General features: G+C 28.5%; 20 protein-coding genes. All 20 read left to right on the forward strand.

Annotation, left to right across the window (positions count from 1 at the left end):
• Positions 1-10: 10 nt before the first annotated feature.
• The 20 genes from fliF to fliE all read left to right on the forward strand — a co-directional run bounded on the left by fliF (position 11) and on the right by fliE (position 17,477).
• Positions 11-1,750 (forward strand): flagellar basal-body MS-ring/collar protein FliF, encoded by a 1,740-nt coding sequence (gene fliF / locus ACTCCZ_RS00425; RefSeq protein ID WP_079576880.1) that lies wholly within the window; start codon positions 11-13, stop codon positions 1,748-1,750.
• Positions 1,750-2,757, forward strand: coding sequence for a flagellar motor switch protein FliG (gene fliG, locus ACTCCZ_RS00430; protein WP_079576881.1), 1,008 nt, complete (start codon positions 1,750-1,752; stop codon positions 2,755-2,757). Before fliF ends, fliG begins: the two co-directional genes overlap by 1 nt.
• A gap of 2 nt (positions 2,758-2,759) precedes the next feature.
• On the forward strand, positions 2,760-3,434 hold the full coding sequence (locus ACTCCZ_RS00435; RefSeq protein WP_079576882.1) for a FliH/SctL family protein: 675 nt from the start codon (positions 2,760-2,762) through the stop codon (positions 3,432-3,434).
• 93 nt (positions 3,435-3,527) lie between these two features.
• The gene (locus ACTCCZ_RS00440) at positions 3,528-3,815 is read left to right on the forward strand and encodes a FliM/FliN family flagellar motor switch protein (protein WP_079576883.1); all 288 of its coding nucleotides are present in this window, start codon (positions 3,528-3,530) and stop codon (positions 3,813-3,815) included.
• Between the two features lie 10 nt (positions 3,816-3,825).
• Positions 3,826-4,572, forward strand: a complete 747-nt coding sequence (locus ACTCCZ_RS00445) for a flagellar hook assembly protein FlgD (protein WP_079576884.1) — start codon at positions 3,826-3,828, stop codon at positions 4,570-4,572.
• A 10-nt stretch (positions 4,573-4,582) separates the two neighbouring features.
• Complete coding sequence (locus ACTCCZ_RS00450) at positions 4,583-6,046, forward strand: flagellar hook-basal body complex protein (RefSeq protein WP_079576885.1); 1,464 nt, start codon at positions 4,583-4,585, stop codon at positions 6,044-6,046.
• Positions 6,047-6,149: 103 nt separating this feature from the next.
• Complete coding sequence (locus tag ACTCCZ_RS00455; RefSeq protein ID WP_079576886.1) at positions 6,150-8,495, forward strand: flagellar hook-basal body complex protein; 2,346 nt, start codon at positions 6,150-6,152, stop codon at positions 8,493-8,495.
• Positions 8,496-8,533: 38 nt separating this feature from the next.
• Positions 8,534-8,863 carry a hypothetical protein gene (locus ACTCCZ_RS00460; RefSeq protein WP_228145260.1) on the forward strand — a complete coding sequence of 110 codons (330 nt, stop codon included), beginning with the start codon at positions 8,534-8,536 and terminating at the stop codon, positions 8,861-8,863.
• 10 nt (positions 8,864-8,873) lie between these two features.
• Entirely contained in the window at positions 8,874-10,868 is a 1,995-nt protein-coding gene (locus tag ACTCCZ_RS00465; RefSeq protein ID WP_079576887.1) for a hypothetical protein, read from the forward strand.
• A gap of 66 nt (positions 10,869-10,934) precedes the next feature.
• Complete coding sequence (locus ACTCCZ_RS00470; protein ID WP_079576888.1) at positions 10,935-11,255, forward strand: flagellin; 321 nt, start codon at positions 10,935-10,937, stop codon at positions 11,253-11,255.
• Positions 11,256-11,268: 13 nt separating this feature from the next.
• Complete coding sequence (locus ACTCCZ_RS00475) at positions 11,269-12,186, forward strand: FliM/FliN family flagellar motor switch protein (RefSeq protein WP_079576889.1); 918 nt, start codon at positions 11,269-11,271, stop codon at positions 12,184-12,186.
• Entirely contained in the window at positions 12,187-12,942 is a 756-nt protein-coding gene (locus ACTCCZ_RS00480) for a motility protein A (RefSeq protein WP_079576890.1), read from the forward strand.
• Positions 12,943-12,950: 8 nt separating this feature from the next.
• The gene (locus tag ACTCCZ_RS00485) at positions 12,951-13,727 is read left to right on the forward strand and encodes an OmpA/MotB family protein (RefSeq protein WP_079576891.1); all 777 of its coding nucleotides are present in this window, start codon (positions 12,951-12,953) and stop codon (positions 13,725-13,727) included.
• Entirely contained in the window at positions 13,727-14,023 is a 297-nt protein-coding gene (locus tag ACTCCZ_RS00490; RefSeq protein WP_228145261.1) for a hypothetical protein, read from the forward strand. Before ACTCCZ_RS00485 ends, ACTCCZ_RS00490 begins: the two co-directional genes overlap by 1 nt.
• Positions 14,024-14,038: 15 nt before the next feature.
• Positions 14,039-14,416: a hypothetical protein gene (locus ACTCCZ_RS00495; protein ID WP_079576892.1), complete on the forward strand. Its 378-nt coding sequence runs from the start codon at positions 14,039-14,041 to the stop codon at positions 14,414-14,416.
• The gene (locus ACTCCZ_RS00500) at positions 14,403-14,795 is read left to right on the forward strand and encodes a hypothetical protein (RefSeq protein WP_079576893.1); all 393 of its coding nucleotides are present in this window, start codon (positions 14,403-14,405) and stop codon (positions 14,793-14,795) included. Before ACTCCZ_RS00495 ends, ACTCCZ_RS00500 begins: the two co-directional genes overlap by 14 nt.
• Positions 14,792-15,952, forward strand: coding sequence for a flagellar biosynthesis protein FlhF (flhF, locus tag ACTCCZ_RS00505; protein ID WP_079576894.1), 1,161 nt, complete (start codon positions 14,792-14,794; stop codon positions 15,950-15,952). Before ACTCCZ_RS00500 ends, flhF begins: the two co-directional genes overlap by 4 nt.
• Before the next feature lie 2 nt (positions 15,953-15,954).
• Positions 15,955-16,770, forward strand: coding sequence for an AAA family ATPase (locus tag ACTCCZ_RS00510; protein WP_079576895.1), 816 nt, complete (start codon positions 15,955-15,957; stop codon positions 16,768-16,770).
• A gap of 72 nt (positions 16,771-16,842) precedes the next feature.
• The gene (locus ACTCCZ_RS00515) at positions 16,843-17,166 is read left to right on the forward strand and encodes a hypothetical protein (protein ID WP_079576896.1); all 324 of its coding nucleotides are present in this window, start codon (positions 16,843-16,845) and stop codon (positions 17,164-17,166) included.
• Between the two features lie 8 nt (positions 17,167-17,174).
• Entirely contained in the window at positions 17,175-17,477 is a 303-nt protein-coding gene (gene fliE, locus ACTCCZ_RS00520; protein WP_079576897.1) for a flagellar hook-basal body complex protein FliE, read from the forward strand.
• The last annotated feature ends 12 nt before the right edge of the window (positions 17,478-17,489 follow it).

Raw genomic sequence — 17,489 nt, forward strand, 5'->3', positions numbered from 1 at the left:
TATATATTATATGGATCAACTTTTTAAGTTTGTAAATAATTTAAATGCTGCACAAAGAGCAGTTATAATTGGAGGTTTTTCTTTACTTTTTGTATTATTAGTAGGGTTGTTAATTTACTCAAATATAAAAGCTGAAGATAAAAAGTTTAATTATATAATTGCTTCAAACTTAACAAAAAATCAAGTAATGCTTGCTAGTAATGAATTGGAAAGCTCAGGAGTACCATTTTCTGTAATTGGTGGTGGTAATGACTTGACTTTAAAAACTTCAAAAGAGTTTATAAATATTGCAAAAATCAAACTTGTTACAAGTGAAGCAGCAACAAGTAAGCATGTTGGATGGGAGATTTTTGAAAAATCCTCTTTAGGAACAACAAATTTTGAAAATAAAGTTAAGTATTTAAGAGCTTTAGAAGGTGAACTTTCACGATCATTAGAGTCACTTTCAGGTATTTTAAGAGCAAGTGTTAAAATAGCAATTCCTAAAGATACAATTTTTACAGAAAGAAAAACTGAACCAACTGCATCTGCTGTTTTAACATTAAAGCCAGGAGTTTTTTTAACTCAAAAGCAAATTGATGGAATCAAAAATTTTATTGCTTCTGCTGTATCAGATTTAAATGATGAAAATATAAAATTAATTGATCAAGATGGTGCATTATTAGAACACTCAAAAGATGAGATTAATAATTTACAATCATTAACACAAAATAAATACAAAAAAAAGCTTGAATCTGATTATGAAAAGAAAATAGTATCTTTGCTAGAACCAATTGTAGGACCAAATAGGGTTGTAGCAAGGGTAAGTGTTGATTTAAATTTTACAAAGAGGCATATACAAGAAGAGATTTTTGATCCTGAGGGAACAATTAGAAGTCAAGAGACACAAGAAAATATCTCTTCTTCACAAGGTGGACCTGGAAACAATGGTGCTGTTGCAGGAGTTGATAGTAATATAGAAGAACCTCAAAATGGTAATGGAAATAATAACAGTCAATCTTCAAATGAATCAACAAAAACTTTGACAAATTATGAAATATCTAAAAAAATAATTGAAGAGCAAGATAATAACTACTCTCAAATTAAAAAAATAAGTGCAGCAGTAACTTTTGATTCTACAATACTTGAAAATGCTGAAAACAAAGAAGAGTTTCTAGCTTCTGTTGAATCAATTGTCGAAAAAACAATTGGATATGAGCAAAAAAGAGGTGATAAAATCAGTGTAAAAAGCTTTAAGTTTGTTGGACTTAAAGCGCTTGGAAATGCAGCTGGACAAAGAGTGGATGAAAATGGTAATATAATCCAAGAAGAATCAGCTGATACAATTACAATGATTAAGACTTTACTTAAAGAGTTCAGTGAATATATTCAATACTTAATTGCAGCAATTTTATTATTTATTTTTTATAGAAAATTTATTGTAAATCATGAGGTTGTAGTTTTAGGTGATGGAACAGCAAAGAAAAAAGATGAAGATGGCAATGACATTGATTTAGTTGGAGATATGCTTCATGGATATGAAGATGAATTTAATGCTCAAAGTGCAAAAGGAAGATTAAAAGCAAAAATTAAAAGTCAAATAATGAATAACTTGACAGGTTTAGATGAAGAGGGTGCAGCTAAGTATGAAATTTTAATTGAAGAGCTTGATAAAGAGATAAATACTAATCCATCTGATATGGCAAAAATGATAGAGTTATTATTATCAGAAGGTAATTCAAAGTTTACATCAAAGAAAAAAGGTAAATAATGTCAGAAGATATAGATAGAGAAGTATTAAAGGGTATGTCAATGACTGAAAAGATTGCCCACTTTTTTGTACTTATAGGAGAAGATGCCACTGTTAAAATCTTCCAACATTTACCAAAAGAAGTGGTAGAGGAGATATCTACTGCTATTACTCAAATAAATTCAGTTGATAAAGATGTTTCTTTGGCAATATTAGATGAGTTTCATCTTTACACTAGAACAAAAGGGTTTATTAGTTCTGGTGGATTTGATTATGCTAAAGATATTTTATATAAATCTTTAGGAAAAGGTGAGGCTGATGATGTATTAGCAAAACTATCTAGAATGAAACTTGCTTCTCAATCATTTGCTTATCTAGATGCCATAAATCCAAAACAGTTATCTGATTTTATTAAAGATGAATCACCTCAAACTATTGCAGTTATATTATCACATATGGAGGCTCCAAGAGCAGCTGAAGTTTTAATGCAATTAGAAGAAGATATAAGAGTTAAAGTAACCATGCAAATGGCTACAATTAAAGATGTTTCTCCTGATGTTGTAAGAACAATTTCTGTAATATTAGAGAAAAAGCTAGAATCACTATTATCATCTATTGTTGATGTTGGTGGTGTAAAAGTGGTTGCTGATATGTTAAATAGAGTTGGTCCAAAATCTCAAGAAATTTTAAGAAATATAAATGGGGTTGATACTTCATTAGCTACTAAGATAAAAGAGAATATGTTTGTGTTTGAAGATTTATTAAATTTAGAAACAGAATATGTTATGAAAATCTTACAAAATGTTGATACTGCTGATGTTGCAGTTGCTATGAAAAATGCAACAGAAGAGGATTTAGAAAAAATTACATCAGCTATGTCTCAAAGAGCAAGTGATAGATTTAAAGAAGAGTATGAGATGCTTAATAAAGTAAAAATAAAAGATATCGAAGCAGCCCAAAGAAAAATGCTTGATGTAGCACAAAAGATGATTGAAGAGGGTGTAATCGATAGAGATATGGATGAGTAAAAATGGCAAATAATAATGTTTATTCAACAGCAAAAGTTATTAGTAGTGAAGATAATGTTCAAGATTATAAATTAGGGACTTTTTTACATAATAATACATTGGATACTAGTGCTCAAAAAGAGCAGATGCAAAATATTGCAACTTTAAGTGAAAGAGAAATTCCTTTAAGTGTAGATCCACTAGTTGAAGAGATGAAAAATATCTCAGCACAAATTGCAAATTTGAACCTAAAAGTTGATACTATTGAACAAGGTGGTGTCTCTTCAAGGGATGTTGATAGACAAGTTGTAGAAGCCATAAAAGACTTAAAACATTATGCGACTTTTTTTGAGCAAGCAACTTTTCAAATGGAATCAAAACTATTAAAAACATCTGTTGCTCTTGCACAAAAAATCATCTCAATTGAAGTTGGTGAAAACTCTACAAAAATTGCAAAAGAGACTATATCTCATCTTTTATCAAAAATCAAAACTGCTTCAAGGGTTAAAATTCATCTTAATCCAAGGGATTATGAAATACTAAGACATGAATTAAAACTAGAATCTTTTATTGAGTTAACTGATGATATAAATGTTGCTCCTGGTGGGGTTGTTATTGCAAGTGACCTTGGAAACTTTGATGGAAATATAGAAGCAAAAGTTGCTTCAATGCTTGAAACACTTGATACTGTAATTTAATAATATTAAAAATTTTTTATATATATACTTCCTTTAACTCAAAATCTAAAACTTTGTGATATAATATGTGCAAAACAAGAAAAAAGATAGCTCATGGAAATTAGTGAAAGAGACTATGACTTACTAGTAGATACGGAAATAGTAGTTGATGTTATATTAGGAACCACTAGCATTACTATTAAAGAGTTTCTTGATTTAAGTGAAGGTGATATTTTATCTTTGGATAAACAAGCTGGAACTGGTGGAGATATTTACGTAAACTCAAGAATCATAGGAACAGGTGATATTATTGTAATTGATGAGAAATTAGCTGTTAGGGTTCAAGATGCAATGGATTCTGATAATGTTGTTAGATATTTCTTTGAAGAAAACTTACTGTAGGAGATAAATCATGTACACAGGAAATTACACAGGAACATATGACGAAAGTAAATATAATCAAATAAAAAATAGAGATAATGATGGTTATACAACTAGAAATGTAGAAACAAATAGTGCAACGGATGCTAGTGGGAATAGTTATACTACTTCTGTTAGTAATGATAAGTTATCAAATAATGACTTTTTGAATCTTATGATTCAGGAATTAAAACTACAAGATCCAACTAAACCTATGGATTCTCAAAGAATGATGGACTCTCAACTTCAAATGTCAACAATGGAAACAAATAGAGCTATGGCTGCATCTATGGAAAAACTTGTTGCTACTTTTAATCAAACTTCTTTATCAAATGCTACGAACTTAATTGGGAAAAATGTTGAAGATGTAAACACAGATGAAAATGGAGTTTCAAAAGCATATAGTGTATTATCTGTTGAAACACTAAATGGTGAGATGGTTGTAAAAGCTAGACAAATTTTATATTATGAAGATGTTGTAAAAGATGCTGATGGAAATAGATTATCATATGATGCCAATGGCTTTATTTATAATGAAGATGGTGAAAAAACAGGGCAAAAAATTGTTCTTAAAAATCCTGGTGAGATAGCAGTTGATGAAGATGGAAAACCTGTTATTTTAGATGAAAATGATGAAGAAGTTGCTGAACATGATTTTGTATATGAGGGTAATTATACGCCTGTATATTCAAGTGAAATTTCAACAATTCCTTTTGAAAATATTACAAAAGTATTTTAAAGGATAGAAAATGATTGGTGGATTATGGAATGGAATATCTGGATTAAACTCATTTGAAAAAGCACTAAGTGCAGAATCAAATAATGTTGCCAATGTTAATACAATAGGACATAAATCTGATACTGTATCATTTGAAGACTTGATGTATGATGCTGGAGGTTATGGAAAAGGTACAAATATTCAAACAGTTGAAAAAGACTTTTCTCAAGGTAATCTTAAAATTACAGGAAATGAGTATGATGTTGCAATTGATGGACGAGGTTTTTTCCTTGTAAAAGAGCAGCGTACAGATGAAGTTTTTTATACAAGAGCTGGTAATTTTAAAATGGGTTCTAATGGTACTTTACAAAGTAGTAATGGAATGACTGTTCAAGGTATTCAATCTCAAGGCACAATTGCAGTTGGAACTAATCCTAATGACACACAATTTAGTGATAAGTATAACCAATTTCTAGCAAGTGATACAATTGTTTATGGAGATACTATTCAAACTATTAATGCAAGAGCTACTAATTTTAGACAAACAGCAGAAGCTAGTGGTGTTTCTGGACAAGGATATAAATCAGCCTCTTCAAAAATAAATGATATTCAAGCACTAAGTACAAATTATAAAGAAAAATTAGAACTTTATAGCTCTAATCCAACAGCAAATCCTGTTGAATCAGTTGCTGCTGTTACACAAGTTCCATATGGAAATTTGATAAATGATTTACAAAGCGAAGATGATATTATAAAAGTTACTATTGGCAATATTACAGTAAAACAAAAATTTGATACTGATATTCAAACAACAATGAATAAATTCGCAGATAAAATATCTGAGATTCAAGGAATGAAAGGTGAAGTTGATACAAATGGTTTAGTTACAATTACATCAATGATTCCAGGAGATGATTTAAAAGTTACATATCCATCTGTAAATGATGCAAATGCACCATCAGTTAATGAAATAACAAAACCAGTAGCAGGTTCAGGAATTGGTTTGGTAACTTCTGCAAGGGATGCATTGAAAAATGCCATTGAAGCAGCAGGTGCTGAGTTTATAGATTTAACTACAACTTTAAATACTGCAAATCAAGGTAATCTTGCAACTACTGATCTTCAACTAAAACTTGATAATTTAAATATTTCAGAAAATGGTCTTGGTGAACTTGAAATTGATAATGGGAAAATATTTGTAAAAGATGGAGACAATAAATTTATCATAGGTTCTATCTCAACTGCATACTTTAATGATGAACTTAGTTTAAATCCAGAGGGTGATAATTTGTTTTCACAATCAAATCTTTCAGGTGATGCAATTGATGCTAGCAATGCAAACACACTAGAGGGGAAAACTTTAGAGTTAAGTAACTCAAACTTAGGTGATAACTTAACAAATCTTATGGTATATCAAAGAGCATTTGAAGCAAACTCAAAATCAGTTACTACTTCTGATGATTTTTTAAAAACAGCAATACAGTTAAAAAAATAGTTAACTGTATTGCTTTAGTGTTTAGATATTAGTACTTTTTAAAGTATTAATATTTGAACATTTAAAGTTTAGATGTTTAAGATTTATATAAAAAGGATAAATCATGATTGGAGCACTTTGGACAGGTATTTCAGGGTTATCATCACAGCAAACAGCATTAGACAATGAGTCTAATAATATAGCCAATGTAAATACAATAGGATATAAAAGTTCAAGAATCTCTTTTGCAGATCAAATGTACCAAGATAGAATTGGTAAAGGGTCAAAAATTTTAGATGCAGAAAAACTTTATGTGCAAGGGAACTTGAAGTTAACTGGTGTAAATTATGATATGGCACTTAGTGGAGATGGATTTTTTACAGTAAAAAATAAAACCCAAGGTGGAACATCAGAATCTTTTTATACAAGAGCTGGTAACTTCAGAATGGGTGATAATGGAACTTTACAAGATGCAGCAGGAAATGAGGTACAAGGATGGGCTATGAGGCCACTTGATACTGATTCTGATGTAATTTCAACTAATCCAAATGCAACTTTATTTACTGATGATTATTCTGAATTATTAGGTTCAAGAATTATTAGGCATGATACTTATGTAGAAACAATTACTGCAAAAGCAACTGATTATGTGTCAACAACTAGAGCTGATTCAAGTGATGCCTTTTCTGGAACAGGTCTTAAAAGTAAAGCAGCAAAATTAAATGATATTGAAATACTTAAAAAAGAGTATACAAGAAGATTGCAAGATTTGAAAAATACTCCTGATGGTCCTTCTTCAACTTCAATTTCACAAAAATCACAAGTAAGATTTGAGGGTGAAACTTTTAAAGGTGAGGGTGATCAAATTTCAATTACCATTAATGGAACAAAAATTGCTCAAAACTTTGTAAGTACAAATGCAACAGATGACTTGATTACTTCTTTAGTGGATTTTGCAGGTGGTGATACTGGTAATTCAGTAGTTACAGGTTCAGGAACTACAACGATTACAAATACTATAACTGCTGCTAATAATACAAGATACTCTATGACTATTGATGGAACTGAAGTTCACTATGATTCTGATACAGATGCAACAATGCAAGAGATATTGGATGGTTTAGAAAATGCTATTAATACAAATGAGGCTTTAACTAGTGGTGGTAATCCTCCAACAGGTATTACAAAAAATAATGGTACTGGTACAATTGAAGTTACATTTGGTTCAAATGCAACTGCTACAGAAACAACATATGCTAGTAGTGTAACAGAAGATTATAATTTAGTTGCAAGTAAAATAGCAACTTATAAAGCCTTAGCAGATAAAATCTCTTCTACTGTTCCTGGAATGACTGCTTATAATGTAATTGATCCAATTACAGCAGAAGCAGTTGATCAAGGTAAATTTGAAGAAAAAGATACTTTTAACTCAACAACAAATCCTTTAGATGTATATAAAGGTATGATAGAGATAAAATCTCTTGTTCCTGGTCAAGATTTTATTATTAATAGTATTCAAGAAATGAGTTCAAGTACAACTGTAAGTGGTGAAGTAAATGATACTTTAAGTAGAACAAAAGCACAATCAGGAACAGGTGTTGGTGCATTGGAAAGTATTCAAGATGCCCTATCAAGAGCAATAACTGGTAATCAAAGAAATGTATACGCTCCAGCTGATTTAGCAACTCTTGATACAGGTATTGACCATACTTTAGATTTTTCTATATATGATCCAACATTGAAAAAGAATATTGAGTTTTCATTGACATTAGAAGGATCAAATGGTGGGGTTGATATTACTAATGTAGATGAGATGGTAGCTGCTATTCAAAATGGTGGAAATCCTATGGATACTACAAAACAAGTTCAATTTAATAACTATTTTAAAGTTGAAAATGTAAATGGAAACTTAGTAATATCAACTAAAGATTCAAAATATGATTTAGAGTTTAGTACAACTTTAACAGATACTACAAATAGTATAGTTAAAGATAAAAATGCTGATTATAGTGGTAGAAAAGGTGCAGGAGCAGAGTTTTTAGAAATAACAAATACAATTGAGCAAACAGCAACACAAGACTCACTTCAATTAAAATTAGATGCTTTAAATATTTCAAACTCTCCTTTTGGTGAATTTAATATTGATCAATCAGGTTTAATTACTATGAAGCAAGGTGGAGTTGATTTTGCTATTGGACAAGTTTCTATTGCATTATTTAATAACCAAAGAGGACTTTTACCATCAGGAGATAACTTACTTGCAAAAACAAACTCATCTGGTGATCCAATTTATAATACAAACAACTCAAAAACTGCAAAAATTGAGGGGAAAACATTGGAGTTAAGTACAGCTGATTTGAGTGAAAGTTTAGTTAACCTAATGGTATTTCAAAGAGCATTTGAAGCAAATGCTAAATCAATTACAACTTCAGATCAATTATTAAACACATTAATAAATCTAAAAAGATAAAATAGGGTATTCCCTATTTTATTATAAAAAGGTAAAGATTGGAAAATTTTTTATTATTGATATTATTTGGTGTTTTATTATTGTATTTTTTCTCAAGTATGAATGTTTATAAATCTTTATATAGAAAAGTAAATGAAGAAAAAAATATCATGGAAGAAGAGTATAAAAAACTAGAAGAGATTATTGAAAAATATGAAAAACAGTTAAAAATAAGTACTTCAACACTTAAAAATAATCAAGATACTTTGCAAGTAGCAAGAAGTGATTTGCAAAAAGCAAAATTAGAAAATGCAGAATTAAGGCATAAAGTAGAAGTATTAGAAGAAAGAACTGAGGAGTTATATGCTCAAGTTAATACAATGGTTTAAAAGGTGAATTTTGAAAAAAACTTTTTTTTATTTTTTCTTTATACTTTTTACTTCTAATGTTTTTGCAAATAAAGATTTATTAGAATCCCAACCAGAAATAATTTTTAATTATGACAAAATAAAGCAAAAACAAGATAGTTTTTCTTTACAGTTTGATTTTAATAAAGCTGTATTAATGATGGAAAAAGAAGAGTATAAAAAAGCAATAGATATATTCAAGCAAACTTCAACTGCGATTAAAATACCCTCATTTTTAAATATAGCAATTGCTTATTATAAAATGGGTGAGATTGAAAATGCAAAGTTGTATTTTAATAATATTTATAATTATAAAAAAGCTATTTATCAAAATACTTTTTCATATATGTCAACTTGTTATTATTTATATCAAATTACAAAAGATAGTAGATATTTAGATATTATAATAGATATTGCTAAAAAACATAAAAATCTAACAGAGCATTCAAAAAGAATGTTAGCTGATACTTTAATACTTTTAAAAGATTATGAAAAAGCATTACAAATTTTAAATAAAATGAAATTTCCTTTAGATTTAAAAAAAGCCTTATTATATTTGAAATTAAAAGATTATGTTCAAGCTGAGAAGTATCTAAAACTTGCAAAAGAGAGTAGTTATAATAAAAGTAGATTTGATAAAATCTTGTGGATTATGGTTTATAGAGATTTAAAAGCAAATGATCTTGAGAAACTTATGGATAATATTGATCTTATTAATAAAAGAAAAAATAGTTTTAAAACAAATTTAGAACTACCTTTAGAGCTATTTTTTAATAAAGATAAGTATTCAGCAAAAGAGTATTTAGAGTTTGTTACTAATTTTACAAAAAAAAGAGAAATAGATTATATTTTCTATTTTGCTCCTTTTGTATTTTCTGATAATCAAGAGATTATTTATGATATTTCAAAAGGTTTTATTTTTAAAAGTAAACAAAATATACAAAGCCTTGAAAAAATGGTTGAGTATAATGCCAAATTTATTGAAATAATAAAAGAAGATCCAATAATTCGTGTAAATAAGCTTAAAAGTTTGATTAATACTAAATCAAAATCTTATGTTTATTATAATCTTGCACTTTCATATGCTCATATTTATGATTTTCATAATGCTTATAACTATTTTGAAAAAGCATACAAATTAAATCCAGGAAATAAACTATTTTCTGTTATGACTTTAATTGCTGCAAAAAGAATAGATAAAAAAGTACCTGACATTGAATATATAAAAAGCAATATTAAATCAGACCAAGGCTTATATAAATATTTTGGACAAGCACTTTTTTCACTCTTTTTAGAGCCTGAAACTAAAGTAAAAGAGAAACCTTTATATTATGAAGATACAATTTTTTATACTGCTATAGAGTTTTTAAAAGATAAAAAAGATAAGAAAGATGTTTCAAATAGTGTTTTATTTGAAGAGTATAATAAAGATCCTTTTGTTTATTTGATGAAGTTAATACAAAAAAGAAAAAATGAGAGTAATTATGACTATTTCTCAAGACTTCAAGATAATGTTCCTTTATATATAAATGATAATTTTTTAGAAGGTCCTCTTGTGGTTACTAGGTATTATATTGACATTTTAAAATCATTGGGACTTTTTTATAAGGCAAATTTACAGTTAAAAATTAAAAATAGCCCATCTTTTTTAAGAACTAGTGCATTAAAAGAGTTATATATAGGAAATTCTAAAAAAACATTGGAAATATTAAATAGTTTACAAAAAAAGTATGATTTAGAAGACAAATACACAATGTATTTACAAGTTGCAGCTTTACTTGATCAAGGAAGAAAAAATGAAGCTTCTATTCAAATCTCTTTAATTAAAGCAGTTTTAAATGATCATGATGCTGATTTTTTAACAGGAGTTCAGTTAATTCAAGATTTGAAATTATCTAGTGCAAAGCAGTATTTTAAGTCAAAATATCTAGATAGTATGATTGATATTAGGCTTAAAGGATTGGATGAGTTTTTAGAATCTTTATAAAAGAGTTAAAAATTTATTTGTTTTTTGATATAATCTAAGTAATAGACAATTTTATAGGAGATAGCTATGGAATTAGGAAGAGTTGCAGACATTGATAACGCAAAAGTTAATCATGTAGAAAAAACAAAAAAAGTTGCAGAAGTTGATAATGACAAAAGAGTTGAACCTGATGAGAAGTATAAAAATGCTCAAGGTTCGCAACAAGCTTTTGATAAAAATGAAGTGATTTTAGATAATGTCAGATTTGGATATAACAAAAGTTCACAAGATTTTTTTGTAAAAGTTAAAAGAGGTGATGCTGAGTATAAGTACCCAACAGAAGATATGATGAGAGTAAAAGCTCAACTGCTTAATGAGCTTAAACAAAAACTAGACGAGTCTAAGTAAAAGGTAATATTAATTGGCATCAGATTTATCAAATATATTAAAAGATGAGTTAACAAACACATTAGAACAGCTATTATCAAAAGGTTCAACAATTGATAATATACAAGAGTTAAATCAAGAAAACTATGAAGCAACTCAATGTATAAAAGTCGATGTTAAGTTTGATTTTAGTGCTGGTACGAGTAATTGGTCATTTTTTATTCCAACTATTTCAGCTACGAAGTTTGAATACTTTATGCTAGGTGGAATGGGTGATTTAAAAGAACATATAGATGATGAAATCGCTGATGCAGTTAATGAAATCACTTCCAATATTTGTGGAAGTTTTTCAACATCTGTTAATGCACAAAATTTTGATGATATAGGAAGTATTAAGTTTGAAGTATTAAACTCATCAATTGTTGAATCTTCATCAATGAAAGATCAAGAGAATATTTATGAATTTTCTTTATCTATGGATTCTGAAAAATTACCTGTAATTATTGGTTTTGACAAATTAATACTTCCTTTTATTAGTGCTATAACAGGCAAAGATGATGAACAAGATTTACCATTAGCATCAGAAGATTCAAACAGTAATGAACAAAACAGTTCTTCGAATCAAGCAAATAAAACTTCATCAAGTGATAGTCTTGGTATTAGTTCTTTATTATCTGAAAACTCTGCACACAATTTACAATTATTGTTTAATATAAAGTTAAAACTTAGTGTAAGACTAGGAACAAAGAACTTTTTATTAAAAGATATTTTGCGTTGGGATATAGGTGAGATAATAGAGCTTGACCAAATGGTAAATGAGCCTTTAGAAATACTTGTAAATGGTGTTAAAATTGGTGAGGGTGAAGCCGTTATTGTTGAGGGAAAATTTGGACTTAAAGTAAAAAGTATAGGAAACGAAGCATTAAGATTAAACCAGTTAGGATTGAAGTAGATGGATAAAGGTACATTAGGCGGAATTATAGCGGGATGGTCATTTGTAATCTTGGCAATTGCACTTGGTGGTGCAGGTTTTGGAGCTTATATTGATATCCCATCACTAATAATTGTTTTAGGTGGTACACTAGCTGTAACAGCTGGCCAGTTTGAAACTAATGAATTAAAAAGAATGACTCCTGCAATAAAAGTTGCATTTAATGAAGTAAAAACTGAACCTTTACCTGAATTGGTTGAAAAAATGATATTTTATGCAACAGAAGTTAAAAAACATGGTGTAATGCATATTGAACAAAAAGTTATGCAAGAGAGTAATCCTTTTTTAAAAGAGGCATTTCAATTAATTGTTGATGGAACAAAACCAGAAGTTTTAGAGCCTTTACTTGAACTAAAAATGGAACATATGGAAAAAAGACATAATATAATGATTGGTTTGTTTGGAAATATGGGAGGAACAGCTGGTTCAATGGGTATGATTGGTACATTAGTTGGGTTAGTTGCTATGCTTGCAAATTTATCTGACCCAGCAGCAGTTGGTCCAGCTATGGCAGTTGCTTTGATTACTACTATGTATGGAGCTTTAATTGGTACTTTATTTGCAGGTGTAATTGAAAATAAACTAGCAAGAAAAAATGATATTGAGATGACAGCTTGTGAAGTTATTATTTCAGGTGCTTCTATGATTGCAGCAGAGGAGTCAATAGGTAATATTAAGATGAAACTAAATTCAATTTTAGTTGAACTTCCAGAATAGAAATAGATATGGCAAAGAAAAAATGTCCAGATTGTCCTAAATGTTTACCAGGTTGGCTTGTTCAATTTGGTGATCTTATGTCTTTATTGCTTACTTTTTTTATTTTACTTTTATCTATGGCTGTTATGGATAAGAAAAAAGTTGAAGAGTATTTTGACATTATGAAAAAAGCAATGGGGTTTTTAGATAAAACTTCAGATGTTAGAGAACAAACAGATCAACACTCAAATAATCAAAGTAATAGTGATAGTTCTGATAATATGACAGCAGCAGAAGAGGGGATTGAGCAAGCTTCAAATGAAATCAAAGAGATTGTTGAAATTGCAAATGACACTGCAGCAGATCAATCACAAGTTATGCAAATAACAAAGGGCAAGAATGAGTTTGTTTTAGATATTCCATCAACTATAATGTTTAAACCTGGTGAGTATAGAATAAATGATGCTGCTTCTAAGAGGTTTATTGCTAAAATAGCAAGAGTAATAAGAACAATGCCTCAAACTTTTGCAATTGAAGTAATAGGACATACTGATAATGGAGCTTATAAAAATAAAGATATACCAAGAGATGATTGGGATTTATCAGCATTAAGATCTGTTGAAGTGGTAAAAGAGTTGATAAAAAATAGAATTGAACCAGGGCAGTTGAAAGTTTCTGCTTATGGTTCATATCATCCAAAAAGTGAAGTTGCTTCTGATAATAGAAGAGTTGAAATCAGATTTTTTTCTGAAAATGATCAATCTGATATTTTAAATGAAGAGAATTTCTTTGATAGGTTGGAATAATGATTGAACTTAGCACACCAATTGTTACTAAAAATGAGTTTAGTAATAACAAATTTGAAAATATAGATGCAAAAAAATTAGATGATGAAAATTTAAAAAAAGTATGTGATGATTTTGAATCTTTTTTTGCTCAACAATTAATGGATATATCATTGAAAAGTACTAATGTTGCAGGTGAGGGTACTGGTTCTGATATTATAAAAGGAATGTATACAGAAACAGTATCTAAAAATACAAAAGGTACTATGGGAATTAGTGATATGTTATATCAATTTTTAAGCCAAAACAATAAATAAAAGATTGGATTTATTATGATTGAACAAACAGTTGAAACAATGTTAGAACTTATAGATAAAATGAAAGAATCAATAAAATTAGATATTGAAGATATAAAACAAGCAAGACATGAAAAACTTCTAGATAGAAATAGTGAAAAAGAAGAGATGATCAATGAAATATCATCATTAAAAATAGAATTAAATAAATTGATTGTTGAAAAAATGAAAGCAGGAGAAGATGTTAATATTTATAGACAAAAGGTCGATTATTTAGAAGAAGAGCTAAGAAGTCTTTATAAACTTAACAAAGAGTTAGCATCAATAGTCTTACCTGTTCAGCAAATGTATAAAGAGATAGTTGAAGATCTTACAAAAAATAATGGAGGAGCTTTACTTGATGTTAAGGCTTAGTTTTTTACTTATATTTATGTTTCTTAATGCAAATGCAATAGATGTTTTAGTTGCTAAAAAAGCTATACATTATAAATCAATAGTTGATACAAGAGATTTAATGCTAAGAAAAGTTGATAGTGTTGAAAAGTATTGTAAACCACTTAAATTAGCTGATTTAAATAATAAAAAATATGAAGCACTACACTATATTAGAAAAAGTAGTGTGATTTGTACAAAAGATGTAAAGCCTTATAAAAAAGAGGCAGTTGTATTTAAATTTGGTGCATTGGAAATAGAAAAAAGAGGTGAGATAATTTTTCAAAACGATGAGTATATTAGGATAAAAAGAAGTGATGGAAAAATTGAAAAAATCTATAAAGATGGAAGAGTAGAATGAATATGCTTTCATTTTTAGGAGAAACACCAACAATTGCTTTAAAAAAAGCTCAAGAAGAGTGTGGTGAAGAAGCAATTGTAATATCTACTAAAAAAATATCTAGTGCAAAAGATGGCAATAAAGATATGTATGAGGTGGTTGTTGCATTAGAAGATAGCACAATTAATGAACCTATAAAGAAGTCAACTTATACAAAAAAGATTGTTTCTAAAGATCCCAAAAAAGATGAAAAATTCCAGGCTTCTGTGTATGATTTTAGAGCAGAAATACTTAAGATGCAAGATGCAATTGGGCAAGTGCAAAAATCAATTTGGGATCCTAAAAGTCAGCTATATGATTTGACTATTCCACCTGAATTTGTAGATATGTATAATCTTTTTGAACAAAATGAATTTGATCAAGAGATGACATACACAATAATGAAAAAAACAATAAGACAATTACCAGTTTCATTAAAGGCAAATCCTAAAAAAGTTAATGATTTTTTTAAATTAATATTAAGAAGAATACTTCCTATTAAACATGAAGTGCCATTAAGAAAACATCAAAGAAAAATTACAATGATGGTTGGTCCAACAGGAGTTGGTAAAACTACAACAATAGCTAAATTAGCTGCTAGATATGCCTATAAATTAGGACAAAACTATAAAGTTGGAATTGTAACTTTAGACTCATTTAGAGTTGGAGCTATTGAACAATTGCAAGCTTATACAAATATTATGCGTTTACCTTTGGAGATTGTTAAAAATCCTGAGGATTTAATAGAAGCTTTACTTAGATTAAAAGATTGTAATTATATATTTATTGATACTGCTGGTTCTAGTCAATATGATGTGGATAAAATCGAGTTAATAAATGAGTATCAAAATAGAATAGAAGAGTTGCCTATTGAAAAAATATTAGTGCTTCCTGCAAATGTAAAGCAAAGTGATTTAATTGATATTTATGCAAACTATTCAAGATTAAATATTGATTATTTAACTTTTACTAAACTTGATGAGACTAGAAGTTTTGGGAATTTGATTTCATTTGCACATAAAACAAAAAAATCAATTACATATTTTTCTATAGGACAAAATGTTCCAGATGATTTAATAGTATCAGATGCATCTTTTTTGATTGACTGTTTTATGAATAGTTCTTGTCCAAGGAGATAAGAGTGTTTAATAGTATTTCAAATCAAGCAAGTAGATTAATCAATCTTACAAAAAATAGACAAAGAGAATCAAAAACTAAATTACTAACAATTACATCAGGAAAAGGTGGAGTTGGTAAATCAACTTTTACAGGGAATATTGCTTATTTATTATCTTCAAGAGGTTTTAAAGTGGCAATTGTTGATGCTGATATTGGCTTAGCAAATATGCAAGTATTATTTGATATGAAACCAAAATATACACTTTTTGATTATATTGAAGGAAAAATTACTATTGATGAAGTTTTACTTAAAACAGCTTACAAAAATATATCATTAGTTGCAGGAAAGAGTGGTTATCAGTATTCAAATCACTCTAACTCTTTTGTTTTTGCAAGAATAGTTGAAGATATTATTAGCTTAAATGAGTTTGATGTTGTTTTAGTTGATACAGGAGCTGGTTTAAATGAGTATGTTAAAGAGTTTTTAGCAATATCAGATAATATTTTAGCAGTTACTACAACTGATCCTAGTGCATTAACTGACCTTTATGCTTTAATTAAAATGTTATCCAAAGATAAAGAACAGCTTATGTTATGTTTTAATCATACAAAAAATCATCAAATTGGGAATACAATTTCAAATTCTTTAATAAATTTAGCTAAAAAAAATAGATTAAATGACAATTTTATGGTAAAATATATAGGTAATGTATCAACTTCTGCAAATATTTCAACAACTGGCCGGTTAAGAAAATTATTTAGTTTTGAGTTTAAAAATGATGACTCAACTAAGCAACTACAAGCTATAATTGATACTTTACTTAAAAATATAAAATAAGGTTGCGTAAGGTGTCTGTATATTACAGAAAAAGTGTATTAAATATTATTGTTTTAAAGGAACTATGATACTATGGTAGTAGAAAAGTTTTCCCAAAACGTAATAAATACGGGAATCTTTAGATTGTATATTGCAACTGGATTCTTTGCTACACTTATATTTTTTGTAGTGAATGCAGACTTATTTACTCCTTTGGAAATGCTTTTTGGAATTGTTGGTGTTACAATTGTTTTAAAAGGAGTATCCAATATGATGTTATCTTTGATTATTTTGCTATTTAGTTTAGATAACAAAAAAGAGGAATTGGATTTTAAATATAATTCTGAAAAAATTGATGCAATGCTTGCAGAGATGAGTATCAATGATGCCAATGCAAGCGCAGATAAAAAAGAGTGAGGTAAAAAATGAATATTTCTTCAATTAAAGACTCAATTGGTTCTTTAGGACTTTCACAAGTAAAAAATGAAGTAAACTCTCCAAAAGAGAATGAATCTTTTGCAAGTATGTTAAAAGGTGCAGTAGGTGAAGTAAACCAGCACCAAATTGATGGATATGATGCTATGGAAGGCATTGCAACAGGTAAAGTTGAAAATCTTCAAGAAGCAGTTCAAAAAATTGAAGAGGCTGAGCTTTCATTGAAATTAGGTTTAGAAGTTCAAAATAAAGCAATTGCTGCTTATAAAGAGATTTCAAGAATGCAAGCATAATAAGGAGATTTT

Source organism: Malaciobacter sp. (assembly GCF_055140965.1).

Excerpts from the sequence above, each read along its gene's own strand:
- fliG (WP_079576881.1), top strand. The coding sequence starts at position 1,750 with ATGTCAGAAGATATAGATAGAGAAGTATTAAAGGGTATGTCAATGACT.
- flhF (WP_079576894.1), top strand. The coding sequence starts at position 14,792 with ATGAATATGCTTTCATTTTTAGGAGAAACACCAACAATTGCTTTAAAA.
- fliF (WP_079576880.1), top strand. The coding sequence starts at position 11 with ATGGATCAACTTTTTAAGTTTGTAAATAATTTAAATGCTGCACAAAGA.
- ACTCCZ_RS00515 (WP_079576896.1), top strand. The coding sequence starts at position 16,843 with ATGGTAGTAGAAAAGTTTTCCCAAAACGTAATAAATACGGGAATCTTT.
- ACTCCZ_RS00470 (WP_079576888.1), top strand. The coding sequence starts at position 10,935 with ATGGAATTAGGAAGAGTTGCAGACATTGATAACGCAAAAGTTAATCAT.
- ACTCCZ_RS00440 (WP_079576883.1), top strand. The coding sequence starts at position 3,528 with ATGGAAATTAGTGAAAGAGACTATGACTTACTAGTAGATACGGAAATA.
- ACTCCZ_RS00445 (WP_079576884.1), top strand. The coding sequence starts at position 3,826 with ATGTACACAGGAAATTACACAGGAACATATGACGAAAGTAAATATAAT.
- ACTCCZ_RS00495 (WP_079576892.1), top strand. The coding sequence starts at position 14,039 with ATGATTGAACAAACAGTTGAAACAATGTTAGAACTTATAGATAAAATG.
- ACTCCZ_RS00500 (WP_079576893.1), top strand. The coding sequence starts at position 14,403 with ATGTTAAGGCTTAGTTTTTTACTTATATTTATGTTTCTTAATGCAAAT.
- fliE (WP_079576897.1), top strand. The coding sequence starts at position 17,175 with ATGAATATTTCTTCAATTAAAGACTCAATTGGTTCTTTAGGACTTTCA.
- ACTCCZ_RS00435 (WP_079576882.1), top strand. The coding sequence starts at position 2,760 with ATGGCAAATAATAATGTTTATTCAACAGCAAAAGTTATTAGTAGTGAA.
- ACTCCZ_RS00490 (WP_228145261.1), top strand. The coding sequence starts at position 13,727 with ATGATTGAACTTAGCACACCAATTGTTACTAAAAATGAGTTTAGTAAT.
- ACTCCZ_RS00480 (WP_079576890.1), top strand. The coding sequence starts at position 12,187 with ATGGATAAAGGTACATTAGGCGGAATTATAGCGGGATGGTCATTTGTA.
- ACTCCZ_RS00450 (WP_079576885.1), top strand. The coding sequence starts at position 4,583 with ATGATTGGTGGATTATGGAATGGAATATCTGGATTAAACTCATTTGAA.
- ACTCCZ_RS00485 (WP_079576891.1), top strand. The coding sequence starts at position 12,951 with ATGGCAAAGAAAAAATGTCCAGATTGTCCTAAATGTTTACCAGGTTGG.
- ACTCCZ_RS00455 (WP_079576886.1), top strand. The coding sequence starts at position 6,150 with ATGATTGGAGCACTTTGGACAGGTATTTCAGGGTTATCATCACAGCAA.